This window comes from Dorea sp. AM58-8 (assembly GCF_003464045.1).
Classification (GTDB): Bacteria; Bacillota; Clostridia; order Lachnospirales; family Lachnospiraceae; genus Claveliimonas; species Claveliimonas ammoniilytica.
Map to the genome: position 1 here is coordinate 1 of NZ_QSDM01000025.1, position 25848 is coordinate 25848.

At 41.0% G+C, this 25848-nt stretch carries 25 protein-coding genes and 3 pseudogenes; 24 read left to right on the forward strand and 4 right to left on the reverse strand.

Annotated features, from left to right (window positions below):
* Nucleotides 1-90: 90 nt before the first annotated feature.
* Complete coding sequence (gene rpoN, locus DXA18_RS13585; protein WP_118384347.1) at nucleotides 91-1395, reverse strand: RNA polymerase factor sigma-54; 1305 nt, start codon at nucleotides 1393-1395, stop codon at nucleotides 91-93.
* 137 nt (nucleotides 1396-1532) lie between these two features.
* Between rpoN and DXA18_RS13590 the strand changes: the two genes are divergently transcribed.
* From DXA18_RS13590 to DXA18_RS13650, 14 genes and pseudogenes are all read left to right on the forward strand, one after another.
* Nucleotides 1533-2357: a transketolase gene (locus DXA18_RS13590; protein ID WP_118384348.1), complete on the forward strand. Its 825-nt coding sequence runs from the start codon at nucleotides 1533-1535 to the stop codon at nucleotides 2355-2357.
* Nucleotides 2358-2371: 14 nt separating this feature from the next.
* Nucleotides 2372-3340, forward strand: a complete 969-nt coding sequence (locus DXA18_RS13595) for a transketolase family protein (RefSeq protein WP_118384349.1) — start codon at nucleotides 2372-2374, stop codon at nucleotides 3338-3340.
* Nucleotides 3337-4350, forward strand: coding sequence for a zinc-dependent alcohol dehydrogenase (locus DXA18_RS13600; protein WP_118384350.1), 1014 nt, complete (start codon nucleotides 3337-3339; stop codon nucleotides 4348-4350). The genes DXA18_RS13595 and DXA18_RS13600 overlap by 4 nt, the downstream gene beginning before the upstream one ends.
* A gap of 145 nt (nucleotides 4351-4495) precedes the next feature.
* Entirely contained in the window at nucleotides 4496-7213 is a 2718-nt protein-coding gene (locus DXA18_RS13605) for a sigma 54-interacting transcriptional regulator (RefSeq protein ID WP_158567146.1), read from the forward strand.
* 150 nt (nucleotides 7214-7363) lie between these two features.
* The gene (locus DXA18_RS13610) at nucleotides 7364-7759 is read left to right on the forward strand and encodes a PTS sugar transporter subunit IIA (protein ID WP_118384352.1); all 396 of its coding nucleotides are present in this window, start codon (nucleotides 7364-7366) and stop codon (nucleotides 7757-7759) included.
* Between the two features lie 18 nt (nucleotides 7760-7777).
* On the forward strand, nucleotides 7778-8242 hold the full coding sequence (locus DXA18_RS13615) for a PTS sugar transporter subunit IIB (protein WP_118384353.1): 465 nt from the start codon (nucleotides 7778-7780) through the stop codon (nucleotides 8240-8242).
* Between the two features lie 19 nt (nucleotides 8243-8261).
* Nucleotides 8262-8645: a PTS sugar transporter subunit IIA gene (locus DXA18_RS13620; RefSeq protein ID WP_158567147.1), complete on the forward strand. Its 384-nt coding sequence runs from the start codon at nucleotides 8262-8264 to the stop codon at nucleotides 8643-8645.
* 12 nt (nucleotides 8646-8657) lie between these two features.
* Nucleotides 8658-9149: a PTS system mannose/fructose/N-acetylgalactosamine-transporter subunit IIB gene (locus tag DXA18_RS13625; protein ID WP_118384355.1), complete on the forward strand. Its 492-nt coding sequence runs from the start codon at nucleotides 8658-8660 to the stop codon at nucleotides 9147-9149.
* A 12-nt stretch (nucleotides 9150-9161) separates the two neighbouring features.
* Nucleotides 9162-9905, forward strand: coding sequence for a PTS mannose/fructose/sorbose/N-acetylgalactosamine transporter subunit IIC (locus DXA18_RS13630; RefSeq protein WP_118384356.1), 744 nt, complete (start codon nucleotides 9162-9164; stop codon nucleotides 9903-9905).
* Nucleotides 9906-9919: 14 nt separating this feature from the next.
* A complete protein-coding gene (locus DXA18_RS13635; RefSeq protein WP_118384357.1) occupies nucleotides 9920-10762 on the forward strand; it encodes a PTS system mannose/fructose/sorbose family transporter subunit IID in 843 nt (280 codons plus the stop codon).
* Nucleotides 10763-10802: 40 nt separating this feature from the next.
* Nucleotides 10803-11681 (forward strand): class II fructose-bisphosphate aldolase, encoded by an 879-nt coding sequence (locus DXA18_RS13640; protein ID WP_118384358.1) that lies wholly within the window; start codon nucleotides 10803-10805, stop codon nucleotides 11679-11681.
* An 18-nt stretch (nucleotides 11682-11699) separates the two neighbouring features.
* Nucleotides 11700-12172: pseudogene (locus tag DXA18_RS17685) on the forward strand (iron-containing alcohol dehydrogenase); the annotation flags it as partial.
* Nucleotides 12173-12298: 126 nt separating this feature from the next.
* Nucleotides 12299-12871 carry a hypothetical protein gene (locus DXA18_RS17690; protein ID WP_442873212.1) on the forward strand — a complete coding sequence of 191 codons (573 nt, stop codon included), beginning with the start codon at nucleotides 12299-12301 and terminating at the stop codon, nucleotides 12869-12871.
* A gap of 33 nt (nucleotides 12872-12904) precedes the next feature.
* Nucleotides 12905-13960 carry a zinc-dependent alcohol dehydrogenase gene (locus tag DXA18_RS13650; protein WP_118384359.1) on the forward strand — a complete coding sequence of 352 codons (1056 nt, stop codon included), beginning with the start codon at nucleotides 12905-12907 and terminating at the stop codon, nucleotides 13958-13960.
* 99 nt (nucleotides 13961-14059) lie between these two features.
* Here the strand turns inward: DXA18_RS13650 and DXA18_RS13655 are convergent, their stop codons facing one another.
* Nucleotides 14060-14503: a CYTH domain-containing protein gene (locus tag DXA18_RS13655; protein ID WP_118384360.1), complete on the reverse strand. Its 444-nt coding sequence runs from the start codon at nucleotides 14501-14503 to the stop codon at nucleotides 14060-14062.
* A gap of 124 nt (nucleotides 14504-14627) precedes the next feature.
* Here DXA18_RS13655 and DXA18_RS13660 point away from each other — a divergent pair, with 124 nt between their 5' ends.
* The 7 genes and pseudogenes from DXA18_RS13660 to ytvI all read left to right on the forward strand — a co-directional run bounded on the left by DXA18_RS13660 (nucleotide 14628) and on the right by ytvI (nucleotide 22758).
* On the forward strand, nucleotides 14628-15179 hold the full coding sequence (locus DXA18_RS13660; RefSeq protein ID WP_118384361.1) for a DJ-1 family glyoxalase III: 552 nt from the start codon (nucleotides 14628-14630) through the stop codon (nucleotides 15177-15179).
* Between the two features lie 131 nt (nucleotides 15180-15310).
* Complete coding sequence (tig, locus tag DXA18_RS13665; RefSeq protein WP_118384362.1) at nucleotides 15311-16597, forward strand: trigger factor; 1287 nt, start codon at nucleotides 15311-15313, stop codon at nucleotides 16595-16597.
* A gap of 48 nt (nucleotides 16598-16645) precedes the next feature.
* A complete protein-coding gene (gene clpP, locus DXA18_RS13670; protein WP_118384363.1) occupies nucleotides 16646-17230 on the forward strand; it encodes an ATP-dependent Clp endopeptidase proteolytic subunit ClpP in 585 nt (194 codons plus the stop codon).
* A gap of 84 nt (nucleotides 17231-17314) precedes the next feature.
* Nucleotides 17315-18568, forward strand: a complete 1254-nt coding sequence (gene clpX / locus DXA18_RS13675) for an ATP-dependent Clp protease ATP-binding subunit ClpX (protein WP_118384364.1) — start codon at nucleotides 17315-17317, stop codon at nucleotides 18566-18568.
* A gap of 81 nt (nucleotides 18569-18649) precedes the next feature.
* Nucleotides 18650-20994: pseudogene (gene lon / locus DXA18_RS17530) on the forward strand (endopeptidase La).
* Nucleotides 20991-21602: a ribosome biogenesis GTP-binding protein YihA/YsxC gene (gene yihA, locus DXA18_RS13685; protein WP_118384365.1), complete on the forward strand. Its 612-nt coding sequence runs from the start codon at nucleotides 20991-20993 to the stop codon at nucleotides 21600-21602. The pseudogene lon and the gene yihA overlap by 4 nt, the downstream one beginning before the upstream one ends.
* Nucleotides 21603-21621: 19 nt before the next feature.
* Nucleotides 21622-22758: a sporulation integral membrane protein YtvI gene (ytvI, locus tag DXA18_RS13690; protein ID WP_118384366.1), complete on the forward strand. Its 1137-nt coding sequence runs from the start codon at nucleotides 21622-21624 to the stop codon at nucleotides 22756-22758.
* 72 nt (nucleotides 22759-22830) lie between these two features.
* Here ytvI and DXA18_RS13695 read toward each other — a convergent pair whose 3' ends face one another.
* The gene (locus tag DXA18_RS13695) at nucleotides 22831-23397 is read right to left on the reverse strand and encodes a chromate transporter (RefSeq protein ID WP_118384367.1); all 567 of its coding nucleotides are present in this window, start codon (nucleotides 23395-23397) and stop codon (nucleotides 22831-22833) included.
* Nucleotides 23394-23972, reverse strand: coding sequence for a chromate transporter (locus DXA18_RS13700; protein WP_118384368.1), 579 nt, complete (start codon nucleotides 23970-23972; stop codon nucleotides 23394-23396). Before DXA18_RS13700 ends, DXA18_RS13695 begins: the two co-directional genes overlap by 4 nt.
* 156 nt (nucleotides 23973-24128) lie before the next feature.
* Here DXA18_RS13700 and bsh point away from each other — a divergent pair, with 156 nt between their 5' ends.
* The 3 genes and pseudogenes from bsh to DXA18_RS17700 all read left to right on the forward strand — a co-directional run.
* Nucleotides 24129-25103, forward strand: coding sequence for a choloylglycine hydrolase (gene bsh / locus DXA18_RS13705; protein WP_118384369.1), 975 nt, complete (start codon nucleotides 24129-24131; stop codon nucleotides 25101-25103).
* 109 nt (nucleotides 25104-25212) lie between these two features.
* The gene (locus tag DXA18_RS17695) at nucleotides 25213-25494 is read left to right on the forward strand and encodes a uroporphyrinogen decarboxylase family protein (protein WP_158567148.1); all 282 of its coding nucleotides are present in this window, start codon (nucleotides 25213-25215) and stop codon (nucleotides 25492-25494) included.
* Nucleotides 25467-25820, forward strand: a pseudogene (locus tag DXA18_RS17700) (uroporphyrinogen decarboxylase family protein); the annotation flags it as partial. The gene DXA18_RS17695 and the pseudogene DXA18_RS17700, both read left to right, overlap by 28 nt.
* Between the last annotated feature and the right edge of the window lie 28 nt (nucleotides 25821-25848).

Below are 25848 nucleotides of genomic sequence, written 5' to 3' on the forward strand. Positions count from 1 at the left end.
TAGAGATACCCCGTGGAATATGCCGATGCTAAGAAGCACACATTTCCACGGGGTATCTCTATTCTTCTTTAAAATGGGAAGAAATCGGCATTAGCCGATTTCCCCTTTTCTTTCGGAAGCATTAGGGATGTTTGCTAATGTCCGATACTTAGTTACGGTTCTTCTAGATATATGTATACCTTTTTGAATGAGGGCGTTAGTAAGAGCCTGATCGCTAAATGGTTTCGCTTTATTTTCATATTGAATCAGTTGATGTAATAGAAGAGTAACCTGTGAACAACTGATTTCTTCATTGCCTGTCTGTGATAATCCTGTAGAGAACAATGATTTGAGAGGAACGATACCATTTGGATATTGGATGTATTTATTTTTTATGCCGCGGCTAATGGTTGAGACAGAAAGATTTAATTCGTCTGCAACATCAGACATTGTCATGGGATGTAAGGGTGCAGTTCCGTTGAAAAAAGCTTCCTGACGTTGTACAACGGAATTTGAAATCGCAAGAATTGTGTTCCGTCGCTGTTCAATCTGTTGGAAAATAAAATGTACCCGTTTGTATTTTTTCTCAAAGTAATCTTTTAAAAGCACGTCTGTAGATATCTGCATCATGTGGATATAGTAATCATTTAAACTATAATTTTCTATCCAGTTATCATTCAGAGAGATATTCCAGTTGTTTTCAGATTTTTCAACAATTATATCAGGAATGATATATTCGTTTGTGGAGTCTCCAATGCCTGTTAGCGGGGGAGGCGGTAAAAGTTTGACCAGCCGAATCATCTGCCGGACTTCAGGAACAGAGATGGCGAGGTCATCTGCAATAGTTCTCAGATTTCCGGATGCAATATCATCGAGATGATTTAAAATCAAGCGGGTATAAGATTGATTTTCAATGCCGTTGATGTGAAGCTGATACAGGAGGTAATGGGCAATATCCGGCTGGAATATTCCAGAAGGTTCCAAGGTTTGTAAAATGCCAAGACATTTTGCAGAGGATTCAGCAGGAATGTGATACAACTCCATCAGATCCTCTGGTGTATATGGAAAGAATCCCTTGTCATCCATTAAAAGGATCATCAACTTCATGATTTTTAATTCTAATGTGCTGAACTCGGAATAATGGATCTGGTTCATGATAAAATCAACGAGGTAATTATTATTAAGAGCGCGTATCTCTGGCTGGAATGCCTCATCCGATGTTGCTGATGCCTTTGAAAAGGGGCGACTAACTGCAGAATCTGAGCTTTTTACATCCAATAAAGGGTTTTCATTATATTCTTCCTGTAAAAAAGTACTTAATTCATAGTTGTCCATGGCAAGCAGTTTTAAAGACTGAATCTGTTTTTGACTGAATATCAGTTGTTGCTTTTGGGAAAAAATAAAACCTTGTTCCATAATGAATATCACCTCCTATAATTTATAATAGCAAAAAACGTGCCAAATTTGTGTGTTAAATTTTGAAAAGAACACACTAAAATGGCATGTTTTTTGCTTTATAAAATAATAAAAAATAAAACAAAGGAGTGTGGAAAATGTTAACAGAGAAAAGAGTAGAAGAATTAGAAAAATTTGCCACGGATATACGGATCCAGACAATCCGTCAGATGAAAACAAGAGGTTTCGGACATATGGGAGGTGCGATGAGTATATGTGATCTTCTTAGTGTGTTGTACGGAGAACAGATGAAATATGATGCAGATAATCCAGAATGGGAAGAGCGGGATTGGTTGATCTGCTCGAAAGGTCATGCGGGCCCGGCAGTGTATGCAGCGTTGGCATTGAAAGGCTTTTTCCCAATGGATTGGCTAGATACCCTAAATCAGCCGGGAACAAGATTGCCGAGCCACTGCGATCATTCAAAGACACCGGGAATTGATGTGACAACCGGTTCACTGGGACAGGGACTATCGGTGGCTGCCGGAATCGCGTTCGCTAAGAAGATTGAACAAAAAGAAAATACAATTTTCTGTATTATTGGTGATGGAGAAAGTCAGGAAGGGCAGAACTGGGAAGCTGTTATGTTTGCTGCACAGCAAAAACTTGGTAATCTGATTCTGTTTGTTGATGACAACAAGCAGCAGTTGGACAATATGACGTCTAAAATATGCAACATGGATAGCTTTGCTGAAAAATTCCGTAGTTTTCATTGGGATGTTCAGGAAGTAGATGGACATAACATTAATGAATTAAATACTGCAATTACAACTGCGAGAAATAATGATGAAAGACCTCATGTGATTGTGATGAACACAATAAAGGGAAAAGGATGTTCCTTTGCGGAGAATATATTAAAAAATCATCATATTAACGTGTCAGCAGAGCAGGCGGAAGATGCAGTCAATAAATTGAAACGATAGGAGGATTATAGAAAATGGAAAAAACATATACAGTATCTGAAAGAAAAATGGCCGGAGTATATTCAGATACGATTACAAAAATAATGCGGGAAAATAAGAATGTAGTTGAATTAGAAGCAGATCTCGGTGGTTGTATTATGGGTAGTAAAATGGATGAAATTGATCAATATCCGGGACAACTTGTTAATTGCGGAATTCAGGAAGCAAATATGGTTGGCGTAGCATGCGGTATGTCTGCAGCAGGGAAAATCCCGTTTGTACATTCGTTTGCACCGTTTATATCTAGAAGAGCAAATGATCAGATTTTTATTTCTGGATGCTATTCTCATGCGAACGTAAAACTAGTTGGCTCAGATCCGGGAATTATGGCGGCTTACAACGGAGGAACACATATGCCATTTGAAGATGTAGCCGCATTGCGGGCTTTTCCAGAACTGACAATTATAGAGCCAACGGATGAAGTGATGTTAGAAAAACTGCTTTATCAGTTGGTGGATTTAAAAGGAATGTATTATATAAGATGTGCCAGAAAAGCAGTTGTCAGGTTGTATGACAGTCAGGAAGAGTTTGAGATTGGAAAAGGGAAAGAACTCAGAGAAGGTACAGATGTGACAATTATAGCGAGTGGAATTATGACGGCAGAGTCCTTGAAGGCAGCAGATGTTTTAGCAGAAAAAGGTATTTCTGCCAGAGTGGTAGATATGTTTACTATTAAGCCATTAGATAAGGAACTTGTCCTGAAATGTGCAGAAGAAACAGGTGCAGTTGTTACAGCAGAAAACCATTCTATGTATAACGGTCTTGGAAGTGCGGTATGCGAGGTGCTTGCAGAAAACCTGCCGGTGCCGGTAGAACGGATTGGCATAGAAGATGAATTTGGAGAGGTTGGAGATATGGAGTATTTAAAGAAGAGATTCCATCTGACCGCAGAAGATATTGTGAAAAAAGCAGAGAAAGCAATAGAAAGGAAAAGCAAAAAATGAAACGGATAAAAGCAAAACTTACGAAGGCTGGTCATTTTGAATTATTTGAAGAGCAGATGCCGGAACTAAAAGAAGATGAAGTATTATTGAAAATGATAAGTGTAGGTTTATGTCATTCAGATGTTCCTGCATATCTGGGAACAAGTGCAATGGGCAAAAGTCCACTGGGTTTTGAAGCCATGGTGAAAAATATTCAATATCCAATGGGACTGGGACATGAGCCCGTAGCTGTAGTACAGGAAATAGGGAGAAGTGTTACGAAATTTAAGCCGGGAGATTATGTGACAGGAGTATCTTCTGAATGCTTTACAAGTCATATGATGCTGAATGAAAATAAACGTCTTGTTAAAATTCCAGATACGGAGAAACCTATTGATGCCTGTCTTGGAGAACCAATGATGTGTGTTGCAAATATTGTTCAGGCAGCGAATCCACGTTTTGGTGATCATGTAGCTGTGATTGGATGTGGATTTATGGGACTATTGGCAATAGCTGGATTGAAAAATGATAGATTGGGAAGTCTAACAGCAATTGATTTTGATTCAGATCGTCTGAAACTGGCAGAAAAATACGGAGCTTCTGAAACTATATGCCCTTTGCAGGAAGATTTACAGTCGAGCATGATGAACATTACAAAGGGAAAAGGATTTGATGTAGTTATTGAAATAACAGGAAGCTTAAAAGGCCTGGCATCAGCATTGCAGATTATTAAAATTGCAGGAAGAGGAAAGATCCTTGCACCGTCTATGTATACGAAAAATGAAATATTTACAGAGGAAATGGCTTATAATATGATGTATCGTTCACCGATTATTCATGTAGTTCATCCTTGGTACTGCGAAAACTATATGGATGTGCTAAAAAAGGCAGTGGATGCGTATGTAAAAGATATTTTCCCAACAGATAAACTGATTACACACAGAATTCCAGTCACAGAGATTAATGAAGGCTTCCAACTGCTTACAACAAATCCAAAAGAATACATAAAAGGAATTATTACATTTAACTAGAACAAATGCTGGCAGATGGAATGATATCGGAATAAGATAGCTCTGTATACTGGACTCCTAGTAGAGAAAATGATAGAATTCTTTTAAACTATAGATGAAAACGCCTGGTTGGTGCATTGATTTACTAGAAGAGAGGGCTAAAGACTTGAATAGAAAAGAAAAAATATTGCAATGTGTTCGACAAATGGTAGATGAACAGGAAACGAAAACCGGAATAGATTCTGGTACGATTGCAGAGGCGTTAGGATTAGAACGAAGTAACGTGAGCAGAGATTTGAATGAATTGGTGCGGGAAGGTCTTGTAGTAAAATCAGAAAGTAGACCGGTACTGTTTATGGAAGCATCAGTCTGTGAAGAGTTAGTAAAAAAAGCAGAGGAAGAAGACGGTAAAACCGCATTTAGCAATCTGATAGGCAGGAACGGATCGCTGAAATCTCAAATCGAACAGGGGAAATCAGCAATTTTGTATCCACCAAGAGGCTTACATACACTTTTGGCTGGACCGACTGGGACGGGAAAAACAACATTTGCAGAAAAGATGTATGAGTATGCGGCACAATCGGGGATAATTCGTGAAAAGGAAAAACTGATTGTTTTTAATTGTGCAGAATATGCACAAAATCCTCAGCTGATCCTGTCACAGTTGTTTGGATGTAAAAAAGGAGCCTATACTGGTGCAGAAAAGGATAAAATTGGACTTGTTGAGCAGGCGGATGGAGGAATTTTGCTGTTGGATGAAATTCACCGCCTGCCTCCGGAAGGTCAGGAGATGCTATTTTTATTGATGGACAAAGGAATTTATCGGCGTCTGGGTGAAACAGATAAATTCAGAGAGGCAGATGTACTGATTATCGGTGCTACGACAGAAAATATTAATACAGTTCTTTTAAAGACATTTTTGCGGCGTATGCCTGTTGTAATCCATTTGCCAGCATTGAATGAACGCCCTATAGTGGAACGTCTGCAGCTGATAGAGATGTTCTTTGTAAATGAACAAAAAAAGGTGGGAGTGCCGATCAGAGTTTATAAAGAGGCACTCATAGCACTTCTGTTATATTATTGTCCAGGCAATATCGGACAGCTGAAAGCAGATATACAGCTGGTCTGTGCAAGAGCCTTTTTACAGTATAAGGTAGATAAACTGCAGTATGTTACGGTGGAATTGCCGGTACTGCCTGAGTATATCCAAAAAGGCCGTTTAGAACATCAAAATCAAAAGAATGATCTGATTGAATTTTTGAGATATTCGGATGATTATCATTTTTTTGAAGGTGAAGAAACAATCGGCAATCAAAAACAGTCGCTATATGATATTATTTCGGAGAAATATCAGACTTTTAAACAACAGGGAAGAACAAAGGGGCAGATTACAGGGATATTACAGGAAGATCTGGACCAATATATGGAACAGCTGATGGAAAAATATCATGTGACAGATCAGGAGGATGGCAGAAAGAATCTGTTGAAAATTATAAATGCCAATGTGTATTATGCAGTTGAAGAAGTGATTCAATTTGCAGAAGTGCGGTTGGAAAGAAAATTATCTGAACAGGCTAAGATTGGAATGACAATGCACGTAAATGCCATGCTCGAACGGATTGAAAACGGAGTTCCGATAAGGGAAGAGGTTGGCAGTGATATTGCATTAAATCATCCGAAAGAATTTCGAGTAGCAAAGACAATTAAAAGGCTACTGGAAGAGGAACTCGATGTTCAGATACCAGAACGGGAATTGGTATACCTGACAATGTTTTTATGTGTTTCGAATGAACAGATAAAACAGTATACAGGCATATTGGTTATGGCTCATGGTAATTCAACTGCGAGCAGTATGTCAGAAGTTGTTAATCAGCTGATGAATACGGATCATTGTAAAGCACTTGATATGCCGTTGGATATGTCTGCTGAAATTATGTTTGAAAAAGCTGTTGCAATGGTGAAGGAAATCGATGAGGGCAAGGGAGTCCTGCTGCTAACTGATATGGGTTCACTGACCATGATGGGAGAATTGATTGAACAGAAAACCGGAATTAAAGTGAGAACCATAACACTTGCTTCGACCGCGATTGTGCTGGAAGCATTAAGAAAGTCATTGATGCAAGATATGTCCTTGGATGAAATCTATGCAGATTTGAAACAGGCATTTCAGTTCTTGATAAAGAATCAAGATGAGAAGAAGAATATGGGGTGTATTCAGCGCAGGATTATAACGACATGTTTTACCGGACAGGGAACAGCTGTAAAAATCAAAGATATTATCATGGAAATGCTCCCAGGAGCATTGAAAGATATGGTGCATATACAGTGTATGGATTTCAGGCAGGCCGCAGACGTGCAGAATGGGAAAGAGGGATTGCGGCGGAAAAGGATTGATGCTGTAGTTGGAACAGTAGATTTGAAATTGGACGGTGTACCATATATTTCTGTCGATGAATTGATTGCGGGAGAGGGAATGCGCCGGCTGGAACATATCTTATCGAATGCATCGGATTTGAATATTTCGAATGAACAGGAGAGCGATGTAAAGACAGAAATATTAGCTGAGACGCTTTCGGGGATACTGGCTTTTCTTAATCCGGCAAAGATTATTCCATTGCTACTGAAATCGTTTGAGGAACTGACGACTCAGGAGAAAAACAGAAAGGATATTAAATTTCGTTATGTAATTCATACGGCATGTATGCTGGAACGTATTATGCAGGGAGAAATTATACAGCATAAACAGACGGAAGAGATAAAAAAGAAGTATGAGACACTGTTTAATAGAATCAAGCAGAGTTTGGGAGATATTGAACATATGTTGCATATTGATATTCCGGATTCAGAAATTGTGTATTTGATAGAAATGATGGAAAATATATAAGATGAAAGTATCGGTTTATGACGCAGGTTATGCGTTATAGATCGATACTTTTTTGTCTAAACACACTTTATGCAGAAAAACAACACACAAAGCTGGCACGCAATTTGCTCTATAAATAAGTAAAAGAAAAAAGAAATGAGGTGATGGGTAATGATTGGTGTGTTAGTTGTGACTCACGGAGATTTCAGCGAGTCCATTATTAAAAGTATGGAGTTGATTTTCGGTCATCACGATAAGCTGGAAGCACTGACATTAAATCATGGCGATGATGTGCGGGAACTATTGCGCAAGGTAAGAGAGAAATCTAAAGAATTAGATGATGGTGACGGTGTGATCGTTCTTGTCGATCTGCTTGGCGGAAGTCCCTGCAATGTGACTGCATCCTGCTTGAGGGAAGAAAATATTCAATGCGTGACAGGACTGAATCTACCAATGTTGATTAATGTATTGGAGAATAGAACAGAAACTTCACTAAACAGTCTTCCGGAAGTAGCAATGGAAGGAGGAAAAAATGGAATCGTAAATATGAAAGAACTGATCAGCTGATGAAGAGGTGATTAATTGATGAATGAAATATTTTTTCGGGTTGATGAACGTTTGGTTCATGGACAGATTCTTTTTAAATGGCTCGAACATGCGTCATGCAGTAAATTATATATCATTGATGATCAGGTGGCAACGGATCCTATTTTACAAGGTGTACTAACAATGACGGTTCCTGAGTCTGTAGAAGTGTTTTTTTATAGTGCAGATGAAGGTGCTGAAGCTGTTATGATAGCGGATGCAAATGTACTTGTACTGTTAAGAACATTGGATACATTGTGGAGAATATATGAGAAGGGAACTGAAATCAAAACAGTAAATATCTGCAGGCTTCCATTTGCTCCTGGCAAAAAGAAATTATATGAAAATATATATGTGTCTGGGCATGAAGAAGAAATTATAAAAAGTTTGACGGAGGATGGGACAGTTCTTTATATACAGATGGTTCCAGATAATGAAGCAGTGTATATCAGAGATCTTATATAACAGCAAAGAGGAAAATTGTATGAAAACAAAAATAATACTGTTAACACATGGAGGCTGGGGAGAAGAATTATTACAATCTGCTCAGATGGTTGTAGGAAAAATAGAATGCTGTGAAACACTGAGCCTGATGCCGGAGGATTCCATTTCTAATTATATGCAGCGCATAGATGCAGCGATAGAAAATGCAGAAAATGTTTTGCTATTGACTGATCTGGCAGGGGGAACACCGTCGAATATAGCCGGTGTCTATGCAAAGAAGTATGGAACGGTCTATGCAGTATGTGGTTTGAATATGGAAATGCTGATATGTGCGGATAATCTGAGAAATACGTATTACGGTGGAGAACTTGTTGACAAGATAGAAATAGCAGTAAAAGAAAAAATATTAAATTTAAAAAGATAGGAGAGGATTAGTATGGCAAAAATTTCATTAGTACGCCTGGATAGTCGTTTGATTCATGGGCAGGTTATCACAAAATGGGTGAAGATTGCGAAAGCGAATCGGATTATTATCATTGATGACGAATTATCAAAAGATGATTTTATGGTCATGATCTATGCGGCTGCCGCACCAAAAAATGTGTCTGTTGAGATTATATCAGTTGATAAGGCAGCAGAGGAATGGGAAAAAGATGAATTTGGAACGGGAACGGTGATGTTGTTGTTTAAAGATGTTGAATCATGTATGCGGACAGCACAGAAGGGCGTTCCGATTTCTAGCTTGCAGATTGGGGGCATACCAAGCGAACCAGGGCGAGTGACGATATTGCGTGCGGTTTCATTGAATCAGGTGGATATGGATCTGTTAGATGAAATGCATCAAAAAGGAACTGAAATTTATATTCATATCATACCGGAAGAACCAAGAATGGATTTCGATAAGATTAAAAGAACGTTTGAGGGATAGGAGGATAAGATTATGGTATTTGCATTAGCATTAGCAGCAGGAATTTGGTGGTGGATCGGACAAAGTAAAATGGGATATACATTTCATGCGGTTATCTGTCAACCGATTGTGATGGCACTTCCTTTTGGAATTATTGCAGGAGATGTCGGTACAGCGATGAAAATAGGAGCAAATGTAGAAATGGTATATCTTGGAATGGTAGCAGCTGGAGCAAATATTCCAGCAGATGAATGTCTGGCAGGATGTATTTCAATTCCAATTGCGTTATTAACCGGAATGGATCCTGCAGCAGCAGTGACACTAGCCGTTCCATTTGGTCTGCTGGGCGTATTTCAGGATCAGATTAGAAGAACGTTACAGGCAGTGTTTGCGCATAAGGCAGATGCTTATGCAGAACAGGGAAATGTAAAAGGAATCGAACGCTGTGCGGTTGCGTATCCTCTTGCACTGGGATTTTTATTGAGATTCCCGATTGTATTTGCGGCTATTTATCTGGGAGCAGATGTTGTAGAGAAGTTATTGGATGTGATTCCGGAATGGCTTACACACGGATTGTCAGTTACTGGATCAACACTCCCTGCATTAGGATTTGCAATTACGATTTTTATTATTGGCAAAAATATTTATCTTCCATTTTTTATTATTGGATTTTTTGCGGTTCAGTATTTGGGAATTAGCACAATGGCAGCTGCAATCTTTGGAACATGCATAGCATTATTGATCACGTTCCTGCGCAGAGAACAGATGGCCAAGTAAAGGAGGGGATTCAAATGGAGAATACAGTTGAAAAAAAGATGAATAGTAAAGAGCAGGTATTGTTGACAAAGAAAGATATCAATAAATCATTTTACAGATGGTATTTTGATGCTGAGGTGTCCAATTGTTACGAAAGACAGCAGGGAGTAGCGTTTTGTTATAGTATGATTCCTTGTTTGAAGAAGCTGTATACCGACAAAGGGGAATTGAGCGGAGCACTGCTCAGGCATTTGAACTTTTTTAATTCTCAGGGTACATGGAGTACACCGATTCATGGAATTACATTGTCTATGGAAGAAGAGCGTGCTAGCGAGGGTGAAATTACAGATGGAGCAATTACAGGTATTAAGACCGGATTAATGGGTCCATTAGCAGGAATCGGAGATACAATTGACTGGGGCACATTGAAAACCATCATATATGGAATTGCAGTGACATTTGGAATTACCGGAAATGTACTTGGAGCAATTATTCCATTTGCATTTATGTTGATTACGTTTTTCATAGGAAAAAATCTGTGGGCGTTGGGATACAAGATTGGAAAGGAATCTGTAAAAAATATTTTGCAGGCAGGATGGATCAAGGAACTGATTTCTGCAACAAGTATTCTGGGACTGTTCATGATGGGAGCATTAAGTGCTTCATATGTAACACTTACAACTGCCCTTAAGTTTAAAATTGCAGGAACTGAGATTATTCTGCAGGACATTTTGGATAGCATAGCTCCTGGAATTCTTCCTTTGTTAGTAGTCTTCGGCATTTATTATATTTTGAAAAATAAGAGCCAGAAATATGGACGGATTTCACTGGGGATCGTGTTGATATGTATTTTAGGTGCATTTATTGGGCTGTTTTAGCAGATTGAAATAAAATGTGCGTAGGGTAAGGAGAAAGACAATGATATTATCAATGGCAGAAATATTAAATGATGCAAAAAAAAGAAAATATGGCGTGGCAGCACCAAATGTGTTTAGCAGTATTACTGTGAAAGCATGTTTTGAGGCAGCAGAAGAGATGCATGCACCGATTATCCTTGATTGTGCAGGAATGCCTTTTTTAGAAGAAACGGCTGAGATTGCAAGGTTTTATGAAAGAAAATATCCAAATGTGTATGCAGCATTGAATTTGGATCATGGTGGTCCGTATGAAGAAATTGTAAGTGCGATTCGTTTTGGGTTTAGCTCAGTGATGATAGACCGTTCTATGGTTCCCTACGAAGAGAATGTACGAGAAGTTGCGGAGATTGTAAAAATTGCACATGCAGTTGGTGTGTCAGTCGAAGCAGAATTGGGACATGTGGGTCAGGGATTTGAATATGAAGAAACAAGAAATGCGGGGCTGACCAATCCAGAAGAAGCAGTTTCTTTTGTGAAAGAAACTGGAATAGATTGTCTGGCAGTTGCAGTAGGAACTTCGCATGGAGTATATAAAGGGAAACCGCATTTGGAATTTGATTTATTGTCAGAACTAAGTGAAAAAATACAGATTCCGCTAGTTCTTCATGGAGGTTCTGGAACAGGTGATGATAATCTTGCGAAAGCAGTATGCTGTGGTATTCAAAAGGTTAACTTGTTTACGGATTTAAGTAATGCTGGATTAAAGTCTCTGATGAAATATTTAGGCATTGATTGGGATCAGATGCAGCAGGATGGTACAAAAGGAGAATTTGCCAATATGAAAGCAAATTTGTGTGATGCTGGTCTGGAAGCAGGAAAAGGATACAAGGAATTGCTCTGCCACTATATTGAATTATTTGGAGGAGTCGGAAAAATTTAAGAAAGTTGGGGAAAGATTATGAAGAATTTTAGATTTACTTGCCCGACCACGTTTGTGTTTGGCAAGGGGGTTGAAGCAGAAGCGGGAAAAGAAGTGAAAAAATACGGAACAAAAGTATTGTTGCATTATGGCGGCGGTCATATTAAAAAGGATGGATTATATGACAGGATTGTTCAGGCACTAAAAGGAGAAAATCTAGAAGTATATGAACTTGGCGGCGTGAAAGCAATCCAGATATTGGTCTTGTACGTGAAGGAATCAGTCTTTGCAAGAAGGAAAAAATCGATGTTATTCTTGCTGTAGGTGGAGGAAGTGTGATTGATTCGGCAAAAGCTATCGGAATTGGTAGATATTATGATGGAGATGTATGGGACTTTTTCACGAAAAAGACCCCAGTAGAAAAGATGATGCCTTTAGGCGTTGTGCTTACAATACCAGCAACCGGAAGCGAAGCAAGTAATACAACGGTAGTTACAAATTCTGAAAATGGACATATGAAACGAGCACTGTCACATGAATGTCTCCGACCGGATTTTGCACTTATGAATCCTGAACTGACTTATACGCTTCCGGCTTATCAGACAGCAGCAGGAGGAGTTGATATCTTATCTCATATTATGGAAAGATATTTTACGAATGAAGAAGACTGTGAATTAACAGACAGACAATGCGAAGCACTTATGAAAACAGTGATCAAGCAGTTGCCAGTAGTAATGGAGAAACCAGAAGATTATGCTGCCAGAGCAGAAGTGATGTGGGCTGGTACAATGGCACATAATGGTGTATTAGGAGTCGGACGTGTAGAAGACTGGGGAAGTCATATGTTGGGTCATGAACTAAGTGCATATTATGATATGACACATGGTGCAACACTTTCCATTATTATTCCGCATTGGATGGAATATGTGTATCAGAATAACATAGCAAGATTTGTGAAATATGCAGTGGATGTATGGGGAATTGAAAATGATGTATTTCATCCGGAAGAAACCGCAGTGCGTGGCATTCAAAAAACAAAAGAGTTTTTCAAGTCATTAGGATTGCCAGTTTCTTTTGCAGATGCCGGAATTGATGGAGAAAAAATCGAAGAGATGGCAGAGAACTGTACGAAATTCGGAAGTGTAGGACACTTTATTAAGCTAAATAAAGAAGACTGTGTTCAAATTTATCAGGCTTCCTTAGAAAGATAAATATTATGTAAAAGCAGGAAAGAAGGTACTTATATGGGACGTGAGAAAATGCGTTTTTCAGTTTTGACAGAAAAAGGTCATGCAGAAGTGCGGGAGCGAAAACTTCCGGAAATCGGGACACATCAGGTGCTGGTGAAGCAGTTGGCATGTAATATTTGTACAACAGATTATGGTCAGTGGCTTGGATTGCGGGAACATCAGGGGTATCCAATGGCAGGTGGCCATGAAGGTTCTGGAGTTATAGAAGCAGTCGGTGAAGGTGTGAAAGATTATAAAGTAGGAGATTTTGTAGCAATTGCTTATGACGGATGTGGAGAATGTCTCGCATGTCGAAAAGGAGATGTTCTTCACTGCAGTAATGCAGCCTCAATGAAGGCAAAAACAGAGGACGGATATCTGGGCGGTTTTGGCTTTGCTGACTACTTTGTAAGAAATACGCGCAGTCTGATCAAGATGAACCCTAAGCTGGATCCAAGCGAAGCTGCTTTTTTGGAACCTCTTGCTACTGTTGTAAAAGGAATGAAAAAATTGCGTGTGAAACCATTAGAAACAGTAGCTGTGATCGGAGCTGGAACAATGGGATTAGTGAATGCATTAGCAGCGAGAGCATTAGGGGCAAGAGTAATTGTTTCAGAGATTATGGAGAAAAAGATCAATACTGCAAAAGAGATGGGATTTGAAGTTATTGATGCCGGAAAAGAAAATCCGATTGAAAAAGTAAAGGAATTAACAGATGGAATTGGAGCAGACGCAGTAATTATCGCAGTTGGAGCTTCATCAGCCAATAAACAAGCGTTTGAAATGGTAAAGGATATGGACGGAAGAATTTTGTTTTTTGCGGCAGGATATCCAGCACCAGAATTGGAAATTGATTCTAATGTAATCCATTATAGAAGACTTGAAATGATTGGAACATATGCCGCAGATACAATTGACTTTTTCACTGCAGGAAAAATGTTGAATTCTGGAGCAGTGGATGTTTCGAAAATTGTTGAACCAGTGAAATATAAACTTGATGATGTGCAGGAGGCATTCAAAGCAGCTGCAACTCCAGGAATGTACCGTGTAAGCGTGCTGTTAAATGAATAGAGGTTATGTTGCTTGTCTTTAATGATATAGATTCCTGGAAAAGGACTGTCGCTAATTAGCGGCAGTCCTTTTGGATGATAAAATGTTATATAGAAATAATTATAGTCTGCTCAGATTGCTGTTGTGATATCTGGAAGAAAATGTCACATCTTCACCAAACCATCCCGGAGGAGTGAACTGATTGGCCTCATCTTCGTCTGCAAATTCTACTTCTGCTAAAATTAATGGTGCAAGATCCCCGTGAAAGATATCCAGTTCTATTTTGTGGCGGTCATCTAAAGGGATTTCGTAGCGTGTCTTGACAATCAGTCTGCCATCTGCTTTTTCACGAAGGTGTTCATATGCTTCCTTGGTTAACGGAAGATTGTATTCTTGGCGAACCATAAGACCGGAAGATTTGTAAGTGAGTTCGTACTGATTATTATCTTTTCGGATGCGTACAACCGGGGAGGTACAGAGATAGCCTTGTTCGAGTTCTCTTGTCTTAGTAATATGTAGGTTATTCGGAATCTCCGGAATTAGATATTTGCGTTCTATTTCCATAAGTGTCTCCTTTTATGTATCCATTTGATATTGCTGTTATTCAGTATACACTTTCGTTTGCTTTTTTAGTAGTAGTTTGATAAACTTATAAAGAAATATGAGACTATAAAGGTGGAGGGCGACAATGAAGAAAGTAGCAGTTCTGTTGGCAGACGGATTTGAAGAGATAGAGGCTCTGACCGTTGTGGATATACTTCGCAGGGCAAGTGTGTATGTAGACACAGTATCCATTACAGATGAATACAAAGTCAGAGGTTCACATGGGATTAATGTGCAGACAGAAGATCTGTTTGATGAAGTGAATTTTGTAGAGTTTGACATGATCGTGCTTCCGGGCGGTATGCCGGGTACGACCAATCTGGATGAGCATCCGGGTGTAAAGAGAGTGGTAGAAGATTACGTGACATCCGGCAAATATGTAGCTGCAATCTGTGCAGCACCAAGCATTCTTGGAGGTATGGGATTGCTAAAGGGAAAACGTGCGGCATGTTATCCGTCGGTAGAAGACAAACTGTCAGGTGCAGTGATTAGCAGGCTCCCAGTGGTACAGGATGGTAATATCATCACCAGCCGGGGCATGGGAACGGCAATCGATTTTGCATTAAAGCTTACAGAAATCCTATTTGACAGAGAGAAAGCAGAGGAGCTTGCAGCATCCATCATTTACGAATTATAAAGACATTATAAAATACATAAATCTATACTAGCCAAGCACAGAGGTTTGTGTTATACTAGTGCAATGAGTGTAATGTAAGATGCTTGTTCCTCACCTACCGGGGAATGAGATAGAAATAGGAGGAAATGTCAATGAGTTTACAGGTAGAAAATTTAGAGAAGAATATGGCAAAGCTTACAATCGAAGTTCCAGCCAGTGAATTTGAGAAAGCACTTCAGAGCGCATACAACAAACAGAAGAAGAGTATCAGCGTTCCGGGATTCCGTAAAGGTAAAGTACCGCGTCAGATGGTAGAGAAGATGTACGGACCAGAGATTTTCTATGAAGATGCAGCGAATGAACTGATTCCAACAGCATACGAAGAAGAACTGAAGAACTGCGATCTTGAGATCGTATCACGTCCGACAGTTGACATCGTTCAGATCAAAAAGGGTGAGAACTTTATCTTTACAGCAGAAGTAGCTGTTAAGCCGGAAGTTACACTTGGTGAGTACAAGGGAATGGAAGTTGACAAGACATCTACCCGCGTAACACAGAAAGAAGTAGAAGCTAAGATCAAAGAAGAAGCTGAGAAGAATGCAAGAACTGTAACCGTTGAAGGACGTCCGGTACAGGATGGCGACGAAGTAATTCTTGATTTTGAAGGATTCGTTGATGGAGAAGCATTCGAAGGCGGAAAGGGTGAGAACTACCCACTGACCATCGGTTCCGGATCATTTATCCCAGGATTCGAGGAGCAGTTAGTTGGTGCTGAAGCTGAGAAAGAAGTTGAAGTTAAGGTTACTTTCCCGGAAGAGTATCATGCAGAAGAATTGAAGGGTAAAGATGCTGTATTCAAATGCACCATTCACGAGATCAAAGAGAAACAGATTCCGGAGATCGATGATGAATTCGCAGCAGAAGTATCTGAATTCGACACATTAGATGAATACAAAGCTGATGTTAAGGCTAAGATCAAAGAGCAGAAAGAGAACGAAGGCAAGCAGAAGAAGGAAGATCAGGCTGTAGAGAAGGCTGTAGCTAACGCTACAATGGAGATTCCGGAAGCAATGATCGACGAGCAGGTTCGTCAGATGGTTAACGAGTTTGCTCAGAATATGCAGTATCAGGGAATCAGCTTCGAGCAGTACTGTCAGATTACAGGCATGACTCTGGAGAAGATTCAGGAGGAGACTCGCCCACAGGCTGTTAAGCGTATCGAGACTCGTCTGGTTCTGGAGGCAATTGCCAAGGCTGAGAACATCGAAGTAACAGAAGAGAGACTGGATGAAGAGATCAAGAAGATGGCAGAGTCTTACAACATGGAAGCTGATAAGCTGAAAGAGCTTATGGGCGAAGAAGAGAAGAAGCAGATGATGGAAGATATCGCTGTTCAGGATGCTGTTACATTCCTGGTAGAGAATGCTGTAGAGAAATAATTCATCCGATTATCGCATAAACAGGTCAACGTATAGGAGGCGTGTAACATGAGTTTAGTACCTTATGTCATTGAACAGACAAGTCGTGGAGAACGCTCTTATGACATCTATTCAAGATTATTAAAAGATAGAATTATTTTCCTCGGCGAGGAAGTAACAGATGTGGCTGCCAATATTATTGTGGCACAGCTTCTATTCCTGGAGGCAGAGGATCCGGATAAGGATATCCATCTGTATATCAACAGTCCGGGAGGTTCTGTAACAGCAGGACTTGCAATCTATGACACTATGCAGTACATCAAATGTGATGTGGCTACATACTGTATGGGTATGGCAGCAAGTATGGGATCGTTCCTGTTATCAGGAGGAACCAAAGGTAAACGGTATGCAATGCCGAACTCTGAGATTATGATTCATCAGCCGTCTGGCGGAGCGCAGGGACAGGCAACGGAGATTCAGATTGCTGCAGAGCATATTCTGAAGATTCGTACCAGATTGAATCAGATTCTGGCGGAGAATACCGGACAGCCTCTGGATGTGATCCGTATCGATACTGAGCGCGATAATTTCATGAGCGCTGAGGAGGCCAAAGAGTACGGATTGATCGATGAAGTAATCAAAAACCGCAAATAAGCATTCATGCAATGGACGCAGCGCGCTTGGCGGGCTGCGTCTATGTGGTTTTTAGAATGATATTGAAATGAGAGGTGACAGAGCATGGCAGGAAGACTTGATGATCAGATCAGATGTTCATTTTGCAACAAACCACAGTCTCAGGTCCGCAAGCTGATCGCAGGACCGGCGGGATCGTACATCTGTGATGAATGTGTAGAGGTTTGTACGGAGATACTGGAAGAAGAACTGGAATATGAAGAAGGCAAAGGTCCTTTCGATGATATTACATTGTACAAACCGGAAGAAATTAAAGCATTTCTTGATGAATATGTGATTGGTCAGGAACAGGCAAAAAAGGTTCTCTCTGTAGCGGTGTATAATCACTATAAACGTATTATGGCTCAGAAAGATCTGGGCGTGGAACTGAATAAGAGTAATATTCTGATGCTGGGACCGACCGGATGTGGTAAGACACTTCTGGCACAGTCGCTGGCGAAGATATTGAATGTGCCATTTGCCATTGCTGATGCAACAGCTTTGACAGAGGCGGGATATGTCGGAGAAGATGTAGAGAATATTCTTTTGAAGATTATTCAGGCAGCAGATGGAGACATCGAGCGTGCAGAGTATGGCATTATCTACATTGATGAAATCGACAAGATTACCAGAAAATCCGAGAATCCATCCATTACCCGTGATGTATCGGGCGAGGGTGTACAGCAGGCATTGCTGAAGATTCTGGAAGGTACGATTGCTAATGTACCACCACAGGGTGGAAGAAAGCATCCACATCAGGAGCTGATTCAGATTGATACAACAAATATCCTCTTTATCTGTGGTGGAGCATTTGAAGGACTGGATAAGATTATAGAGACTCGTATCGATAAGAAGTCCATTGGGTTTAACCAGGAAATTGCGGAGAAGCATGAGGACAGTGTAGATCGTCTGCTGAAGCAGGTGCTTCCGCAGGATCTGGTGAAGTTTGGCATTATTCCGGAGCTGGTTGGTCGTGTGCCGGTTACGGTATCTCTGGAAATGTTAGATCAGGATGCATTGATCCGGATTCTTACAGAGCCTAAGAATGCGATTGTAAAGCAGTATCAGAAGCTTCTGGAACTGGATGGAGTGGATTTGAAGTTTGATGACAGAGCACTGGAAGCGATTGCGGAGACGACTCTGAAACGTCGTACAGGAGCAAGAGGACTTCGTGCAATTATGGAGAATGTCATGATGGACACGATGTATAAGGCACCGTCTGAGAAAGCTCTTAAGACATGCCGTATTACCGAAGATGTGGTCAATGGTACAGCCGATCCAATCTATGAATATGACACATTGAATACTGAAAGTGCATAAATGTGCTGAATCAGGGGCGGGGCAGAATATAACTCCGCCCCTTTCATAATAAATACCGATGAGTAGACAGGAGTGACAGAAATGAACGAAATCAGTATGCCTGTAGTTGCATTGAGAGGACTTACCATTCTCCCGGAGATGGTAGTTCATTTTGATGTGAGCAGAGAGTGCTCAATCAATGCTGTCAATGCGGCTATGGAAGAGGAGGGACAGAAACTTTTTCTGACGGCTCAGAAAGACCCCGAGATAGATATGCCGGAAGCAGAAGATCTTCATAAGATCGGATGTGTGGCAGTGATTAAGCAGATCATTAAATTGCCGAAGAATATCCTGCGTGTACTGGTTGCAGGAGAATGCCGGGCAGAGTTTACAGAGTTTGAAATGACCGACCCATATTACCGGGCTATCATCTGTGAACTGCCGGATGAAAACCAGCTGAGTGATCTGGTGGCTGTTCAGGCCGATAATCCGAAGATTCAGGGGATGTGCAGAAGTCTGCAGGAATTATATAATAATTTTATTATGTGGCATCCGAAGTATCCGCGGGATATGGTAAAGCAGATCAGTGAATACCGAGATCTTCATAAGCTGGTAGATGCTGTTGCCGCCAATGTGCCACTGCATTATACCGATCTGCAGGATATTTTGGAAGAGCGGGATCTGATGGAACGATATGATCTGTTGTCTTATAAGCTGGTTCATGAGATTCAGGTTATGAATATCAAAGAAGAGATCCAGAATAAGGTAAAAGAACGCGTTGACAAACATCAGCGGGATTATATTTTAAGAGAGCAGTTAAAGTTAATCAGGGAAGAACTAGGTGAGGAGAGTACGGTATCAGATGCGGATGAATTCAAGGAAAAGGCGGAGATACTGAATGCGCCGGAGGAAGTAAAAGAAAAGCTTCTGAAGGAAATCTCCAGATTCAGAAGTTCTATGAACAGCCCGGCGGAAAACGGTGTAATCCGCACATATATTGAGACAATGCTGGAAATGCCCTGGGATACCATGTCTGAGGATTGCCATGATATTGTAAGGGCACGGGAGATTCTTGACAGAGATCATTACGGTCTGGAACAGGTAAAAGAGCGTGTACTGGAATTCCTTGCAGTCCGTGCGCTTGCAGAAAAAGGCAACAGCCCGATTTTGTGTCTGGTAGGACCTCCGGGAACAGGTAAGACATCCATTGCCAGATCCCTGGCTACGGCATTGGATAAAAAATACGTACGCATTTCACTGGGCGGTGTCCGAGATGAGGCAGAGATCCGTGGACATCGTAAGACTTATGTGGCGCGATGCCGGGACGTATTGCAAATGGATTGAAGACAGCCGGCGTGAAGAATCCACTGATGCTTTTGGATGAGATTGATAAGGTCAGCAATGATTATAAGGGAGATACATTCTCTGCGCTTCTGGAAGTTCTGGACAGTGAGCAGAATAATAAGTTCCGGGATCATTATCTGGAAGTGCCGTTAGATTTGTCTGAGGTATTCTTTGTGACAACAGCGAATACGCTTCAGACGATTCCGGGACCGCTGCTGGATCGTATGGAAGTGATAGAGATCAGCAGCTATACGGATAATGAGAAAGTACATATTGCTGTAGAACATCTGATTCCGAAGCAGCTTAAGAAGCATGGTATCAAGCCGGAGCAGCTCACTATCAGCAAAGGAGCTGTCGAAAAGATTGTCAGAAATTATACCAGAGAAGCAGGTGTGCGTCAGTTGGAGCGTAAGATCGGCGAAATCTGCAGAAAGTCAGCCCGTGAGATTCTGGAGGATAAAAAGAACCGAATCCGTGTGACAGAGACTAACCTGCATAAATATCTTGGAAAAGAGAAATACCAGTATCAGATGGCCAATGAGACAGATGAAGTGGGAATTGTCCGTGGACTTGCATGGACCAGTGTTGGTGGTGTCACTCTTCAGATTGAAGTAAATGTAATGCCTGGAAAGGGACAGATCACTCTGACCGGTAAACTGGGGGATGTGATGAAAGAATCTGCCCGCACAGGTATCAGCTATATCCGTTCTATCGGAGAGAGTTATGGTCTGGAAGAGGATTACTTTGAAAAGCATGATATCCACATCCATATTCCGGAAGGTGCAGTGCCAAAAGACGGACCTTCGGCCGGAATCACTATGGCAACGGCAATCCTGTCAGCTGTTACAGGACGCAAGGTACATGCTGATGTTGCTATGACCGGGGAGATTACACTGCGCGGAAGAGTACTGCCGATCGGCGGAGTTAAAGAGAAGCTTCTGGCAGCTAAGAATGCAGGTATTCAGAAAGTGCTTGTGCCTGTAGAGAATGAAAGAGATGTAAAGGAATTGTCAACAGAGATAACCAGGGGGCTTGAGATAGTACCGGTATCCAGAATGGAAGAGGTACTTGAGCATGCACTCGTGAAAGGAGAGACCGAATGATTATTCGAAGCCTGGAACTGGAAACCGTATGCGGTATCACCAGTACATTGCCAGAGAACACATTACCGGAGATTGCATTTGCGGGGAAATCAAATGTAGGAAAATCGTCATTGATCAATGGACTTATGAATCGCAAATCATTTGCCCGTACATCGGCAACGCCTGGTAAGACGCAGACCATTAATTTTTATAATATTAATCAGGAATTATATCTGGTGGATCTGCCAGGATATGGATATGCTAAGGTATCGGAGCAGGAAAAGAAGAAATGGGGACAGATGATCGAGCGTTATCTGCATCAGTCCAAGCAGTTACGTGCTGTTTTTCTTTTGATTGATATTCGTCATGCACCGTCTGCTAATGATAAAATGATGCACGACTGGATTCTGTCGCAGGGGTATCAGCCAATTATTATTGCGACAAAGCTTGATAAACTGAAGCGCAGTCAGGTACAGAAACAAGTCAAGGTAGTCAGACAGGGACTGGGCTTAAGCAAAGACAGTATTCTGATTCCATTTTCAGCAGTGACCAAACAGGGACGGGATGAGATCTGGGATCTGGCAGAAGAGATCTGTGGATTGAAAGAGTCAGAAGAAGGCGAAGAATAGAATTACAGGAGGCAGGAATATGAGTGTGAAAGAAGACCTTGGCGATACCAGACCTTACTGGAAAGTGCTGGTCAGCCTGGTATTCAGTCTAACGGCAACCGTATTATTTATATATGTGGGAATCAAAGCAATCTTTTATTTTATGCCGTTTGTAATCGGATGGATCCTGTCAGTGATCGCAGGCCCGCTGGTGACATTTCTGGAAAAGAAATTAAAGATTATGAAACGATTGGGCTCGGCAATTACCATTATTCTGGTACTTGCGTTGTGCATCGGTCTGATCTATCTGATTATCAGCCAGATATGGGAAGAAATTTCGGTATTGATCCGCAATTTTCCAAGCATGTATCATGATCTGGAGCGTGGAATGAGCCAGATTGGAGCACAGGGGAATACACTTTTTGAACGTTTTCCTGAACAGATACAGAACAGTTGGGCAACGCTGATGAATAATCTGGATGATACTGCATCTTCACTGATTGGACGTATCGGAGAGCCAACTATCGAAGTGGCAGGAAATGTGGCAAAGCGGATTCCATCCGTGCTGATCGGAACAATCGTAGCCTTTGTATCTGCATATTTCTTTATTGCCGATAAAGAAAATCTGGGAGAATGGGTGAAAAAAGTAGTGCCAAAGTCCATTACCAGCAGATTACTTCTGGTAGGCGAGAACCTGAAATATGCCATGGGTGGATATTTTAAAGCACAATTCAAGATTATGGGCGTCGTATTTGCGATTCTACTTGTTGGTTTTACACTGATGCAGATTCGTTTTTCGATACTGCTGGCGATTGCCATTGCATTTCTGGATTTCTTACCGTTTTTCGGAACAGGAACTGCATTGATTCCGTGGGCAATCTACAAATTTCTGGTAGGGGATTATAAGATGGTGGCTGCGCTGGTAATTTTATATGGTGTTACGCAATTAGTGCGACAGCTGATTCAGCCGAAGCTGGTAGGAGATTCCATGGGATTGAATCCGTTGTATACACTGTTTTTGCTGTATCTTGGATATCGGGTCGGAAGTGTATTAGGAATGATCTTTGCAGTACCGATTGGTCTGATCCTGCTGAATTTGTATCAGGCAGGAGCGTTTGACTATATTCTGGATGATGTGAAGATCTTGGCAGAAGGAATATTGAGTCTGAGAGAATAAATATAAGAATTAAGAAAGGTTACTTTATTACCGGTGAGGCGAGAAAGTAACCTTTTTTGTACAATTGCAATTTCACGCAATTCCAAGAATGGCTAACCCCAATTTCATCACACCTGCCAGAAGCATGACCCAGATAGGATTTAGTTTGTATTTCTGAAGAAGAATCAGGCAGATAACAAAAATACCTACCAGATACCAGTTGGTAGTCGCGAGCTGAACAGTACCCTGACTGCTCCAGAACGCAGTGGTAAGGATTGTAATACCTGCGGATGCAATCATAGCTACGACAGCCGGACGCAGGGAAGTAAGGATCAGCTGCATGGCAGAGAGATTACGATACTTCATATAGAGCCAGGCAAGAAGTGTTACGATGATACAGGATGGAGTAATACATCCCAATGTAGCTACAAATGCACCTGGAAGACCGGCTATTTTGATGCCGACAAAGGTAGCACCATTGATTGCGATAGGACCTGGCGTCATCTGTGAAATAGTAATCAGATCAGTAAATTCACTAGCGCTCAGCCATCCATGAGCGGTAACAACCTGTCCCTGGATCAGTGGGAGAGCAGCATAGCCGCCACCAAAGCTGAATAGTCCAATTTTCAGGAAGCTTAAAAACAGCTGAAGGTAGATCATGATTTATGCCTCCTTCCTGCCATAAGAGCCCGACAGATCCCAATCAGAATGCAGACCAGAATGATGTAGATTACATTAATCTGGAATACACAGCCTGCAATAAATGCAGCAATCATGATCAGTACGGCGCCCGTATTTTTATCTTTGATGATGCCGGATACCATGTCCCAGGTAACCGAGGCAATGACGGCACCGACACCTGCCTGCATACCTTCCAGCATCTGACTGACAATAAAATTATCCCGGAAAGCATTATAAAAAAATGAGATAACTGAGATGATTACAAACGGTGGAATCACGGTCGCAAGAATTGTAATGCCGATACCCAGGATGCCGGCTAACCGATAGCCTACAACAATCGCACCATTGATTGCAATAGGACCAGGAGCAGACTGGGCAATAGCGACAAAATCCAGCATTTCATTTTCATCGATCCAGTGGTAATCATCAACAAATTTTTTCTTCATTAAGGAAACAATGACATATCCTCCACCGAATGTAAATGCACTGATATATAGTGTCGACAGGAACAGGCGGAAGAGCATATTATGGTTATTTTTCAGTTTGTTTTTCATAAGAAGCCTCTTTGGTTCGAAAATTATTTTTGTTAGTGCCGGAAATATTTCCAGCACAACAATTATAACATTTCCCCTTGAAAAGGAAAGCACGCATGGATAAAATTGTAGTAATGGGATTTTTTAGATCGAATTTTTAAATTAGGAGGAGAAGTTATGTGTACAGCAGCAACTTATAAGACAAAAGATTTTTATATCGGGCGAACTTTGGATTATGAATTCTCTTATGGAGAAGAGGTTGTGGTAACACCGAGAAATTATCCATTTGCATTCCGCTTTCGGGGCGAGATGAAGAGTCATTATGCAATGATCGGAACTGCATATGTGGCAGGCGACTATCCATTATACTATGATGCAGTCAACGAAAAGGGTCTCGGCATGGCAGGACTTAATTTTGTTGGAAATGCAGTATATCAGGAACCGGTAGAGGATAAAGAAAACGTTGCTCAGTTTGAATTTATTCCGTGGGTACTCAGTCAGTGTGAGTCCGTAGAGGATGTGAAAACACTGCTGGCAAACATGAATCTGACCGGAACATCGTTCTGCGAGGAACTTCCGACAGCTCAGTTACACTGGATGATCGCGGACAGAGAACAGGCAATTACGGTAGAATTTGTAGAGAGTGGTATGCATATCTATGATAATCAGGTGGGTGTTATGACAAATAACCCTCCATTTGAGATGCAGATGTTTCTGTTGAATCAGTATATGAACCTGTCACCAAAACAGCCGGAGAATCATTTTGCAGAAGCACTGCCACTTGAGACTTACAGCCGTGGTATGGGAGGAATGGGACTTCCGGGAGATCTGTCTTCCACTTCGCGTTTCGCTAAAGTTGCATTTACCAGAATGAACTCCATATCCGGAGATTCAGAAGGGGAAAGCGTTGGACAGTTTTTCCATATTCTGGGTTCTGTAGAACAGCAGAGAGGATGCTGCGAGGTAGAAGAAGGAAAATATGAGATTACCATTTATACGTCCTGCTGTAATGCAGATAAAGGCATTTATTATTATACAACATATGAGAATCAGCAGATCACAGCAGTAGATATGCATCGGGAGAATCTGGATAGTGATACTCTGGCGAGATATCCGATGGTAATGAAACAACAGATTTACTGGCAGAATTAAATGATATTATGTATATATATTGAGAAAAATCATCACTGTTTCCTTGCTGATTTTATGGTTTCTTTTTGAAAATAGAATATTATAAAAAAAAATAAACCATGTATATGCATTGAAAAAACATTATGGAGATTCGCTTCCGGTCGGTGTTAGTGTTGCCAGACCGCTTTCAACGGCTGCATCGATTCGTGAACCGGAAAGTATATTAAAAGACATGAGGAAAAATAAAGATAATCTTCATAAGCTGTTGGCATTTTCTACATCATGTGCATTAACATGGATAGAAACATGTAAAAAAGAGTTTGGAAAAGTCTCGGCAGGAATAGCTGATCCGGTTTCTTTCAGTACTATTATCAGCCTAATAGTTTTCGTGAATTTTCGAAGCCTTATCTGAAAGAACTGGTTCAGGGCATTACGGAAATTACTGGTTCAGCACCGGGGTTGCACATTTGCGGCAAAACAAAGCCTATCTGGGAAGACCTACTTGAGCTGGGAATTAATGAATTCTCTGTAGATAATTGCGAAGATTTATCGGAATTAAAAAACAGCTTAGGTAGGCATATGACTATATCAGGCAATGTTCCGCCTGTGGAAGTTATGCTGAATGGAAGCATAGAGGATGTAATCGAATCCGTTCGCCAATGCCTCTTAAAAGCCAGTGATAGTCCGAATGGGTTTATCCTGGATGTTGGGTTTCAGCTTCCGATCGGTACTCCGTGAGAAAATGTTTATGCTTATATATATGCAG

What these genes read in the sequence shown, in the direction of transcription:
- DXA18_RS13625 (WP_118384355.1), top strand. Translation starts at nt 8,658, where the DNA reads ATGGCAAAAATTTCATTAGTACGCCTGGATAGTCGTTTGATTCATGGG.
- DXA18_RS13660 (WP_118384361.1), top strand. Translation starts at nt 14,628, where the DNA reads ATGAAGAAAGTAGCAGTTCTGTTGGCAGACGGATTTGAAGAGATAGAG.
- DXA18_RS13590 (WP_118384348.1), top strand. Translation starts at nt 1,533, where the DNA reads ATGTTAACAGAGAAAAGAGTAGAAGAATTAGAAAAATTTGCCACGGAT.
- DXA18_RS13695 (WP_118384367.1), bottom strand. Translation starts at nt 23,397, where the DNA reads ATGATCTACCTTCAGCTGTTTTTAAGCTTCCTGAAAATTGGACTATTC.
- DXA18_RS13635 (WP_118384357.1), top strand. Translation starts at nt 9,920, where the DNA reads ATGGAGAATACAGTTGAAAAAAAGATGAATAGTAAAGAGCAGGTATTG.
- ytvI (WP_118384366.1), top strand. Translation starts at nt 21,622, where the DNA reads ATGAGTGTGAAAGAAGACCTTGGCGATACCAGACCTTACTGGAAAGTG.
- DXA18_RS13650 (WP_118384359.1), top strand. Translation starts at nt 12,905, where the DNA reads ATGGGACGTGAGAAAATGCGTTTTTCAGTTTTGACAGAAAAAGGTCAT.
- tig (WP_118384362.1), top strand. Translation starts at nt 15,311, where the DNA reads ATGAGTTTACAGGTAGAAAATTTAGAGAAGAATATGGCAAAGCTTACA.
- DXA18_RS13595 (WP_118384349.1), top strand. Translation starts at nt 2,372, where the DNA reads ATGGAAAAAACATATACAGTATCTGAAAGAAAAATGGCCGGAGTATAT.
- DXA18_RS13610 (WP_118384352.1), top strand. Translation starts at nt 7,364, where the DNA reads ATGATTGGTGTGTTAGTTGTGACTCACGGAGATTTCAGCGAGTCCATT.
- bsh (WP_118384369.1), top strand. Translation starts at nt 24,129, where the DNA reads ATGTGTACAGCAGCAACTTATAAGACAAAAGATTTTTATATCGGGCGA.
- DXA18_RS13615 (WP_118384353.1), top strand. Translation starts at nt 7,778, where the DNA reads ATGAATGAAATATTTTTTCGGGTTGATGAACGTTTGGTTCATGGACAG.
- DXA18_RS13600 (WP_118384350.1), top strand. Translation starts at nt 3,337, where the DNA reads ATGAAACGGATAAAAGCAAAACTTACGAAGGCTGGTCATTTTGAATTA.
- DXA18_RS17690 (WP_442873212.1), top strand. Translation starts at nt 12,299, where the DNA reads ATGGAAAGATATTTTACGAATGAAGAAGACTGTGAATTAACAGACAGA.
- yihA (WP_118384365.1), top strand. Translation starts at nt 20,991, where the DNA reads ATGATTATTCGAAGCCTGGAACTGGAAACCGTATGCGGTATCACCAGT.
- DXA18_RS13640 (WP_118384358.1), top strand. Translation starts at nt 10,803, where the DNA reads ATGATATTATCAATGGCAGAAATATTAAATGATGCAAAAAAAAGAAAA.
- DXA18_RS13620 (WP_158567147.1), top strand. Translation starts at nt 8,262, where the DNA reads ATGAAAACAAAAATAATACTGTTAACACATGGAGGCTGGGGAGAAGAA.
- DXA18_RS13630 (WP_118384356.1), top strand. Translation starts at nt 9,162, where the DNA reads ATGGTATTTGCATTAGCATTAGCAGCAGGAATTTGGTGGTGGATCGGA.
- DXA18_RS13655 (WP_118384360.1), bottom strand. Translation starts at nt 14,503, where the DNA reads ATGGAAATAGAACGCAAATATCTAATTCCGGAGATTCCGAATAACCTA.
- rpoN (WP_118384347.1), bottom strand. Translation starts at nt 1,395, where the DNA reads ATGGAACAAGGTTTTATTTTTTCCCAAAAGCAACAACTGATATTCAGT.
- clpX (WP_118384364.1), top strand. Translation starts at nt 17,315, where the DNA reads ATGGCAGGAAGACTTGATGATCAGATCAGATGTTCATTTTGCAACAAA.
- clpP (WP_118384363.1), top strand. Translation starts at nt 16,646, where the DNA reads ATGAGTTTAGTACCTTATGTCATTGAACAGACAAGTCGTGGAGAACGC.
- DXA18_RS13700 (WP_118384368.1), bottom strand. Translation starts at nt 23,972, where the DNA reads ATGAAAAACAAACTGAAAAATAACCATAATATGCTCTTCCGCCTGTTC.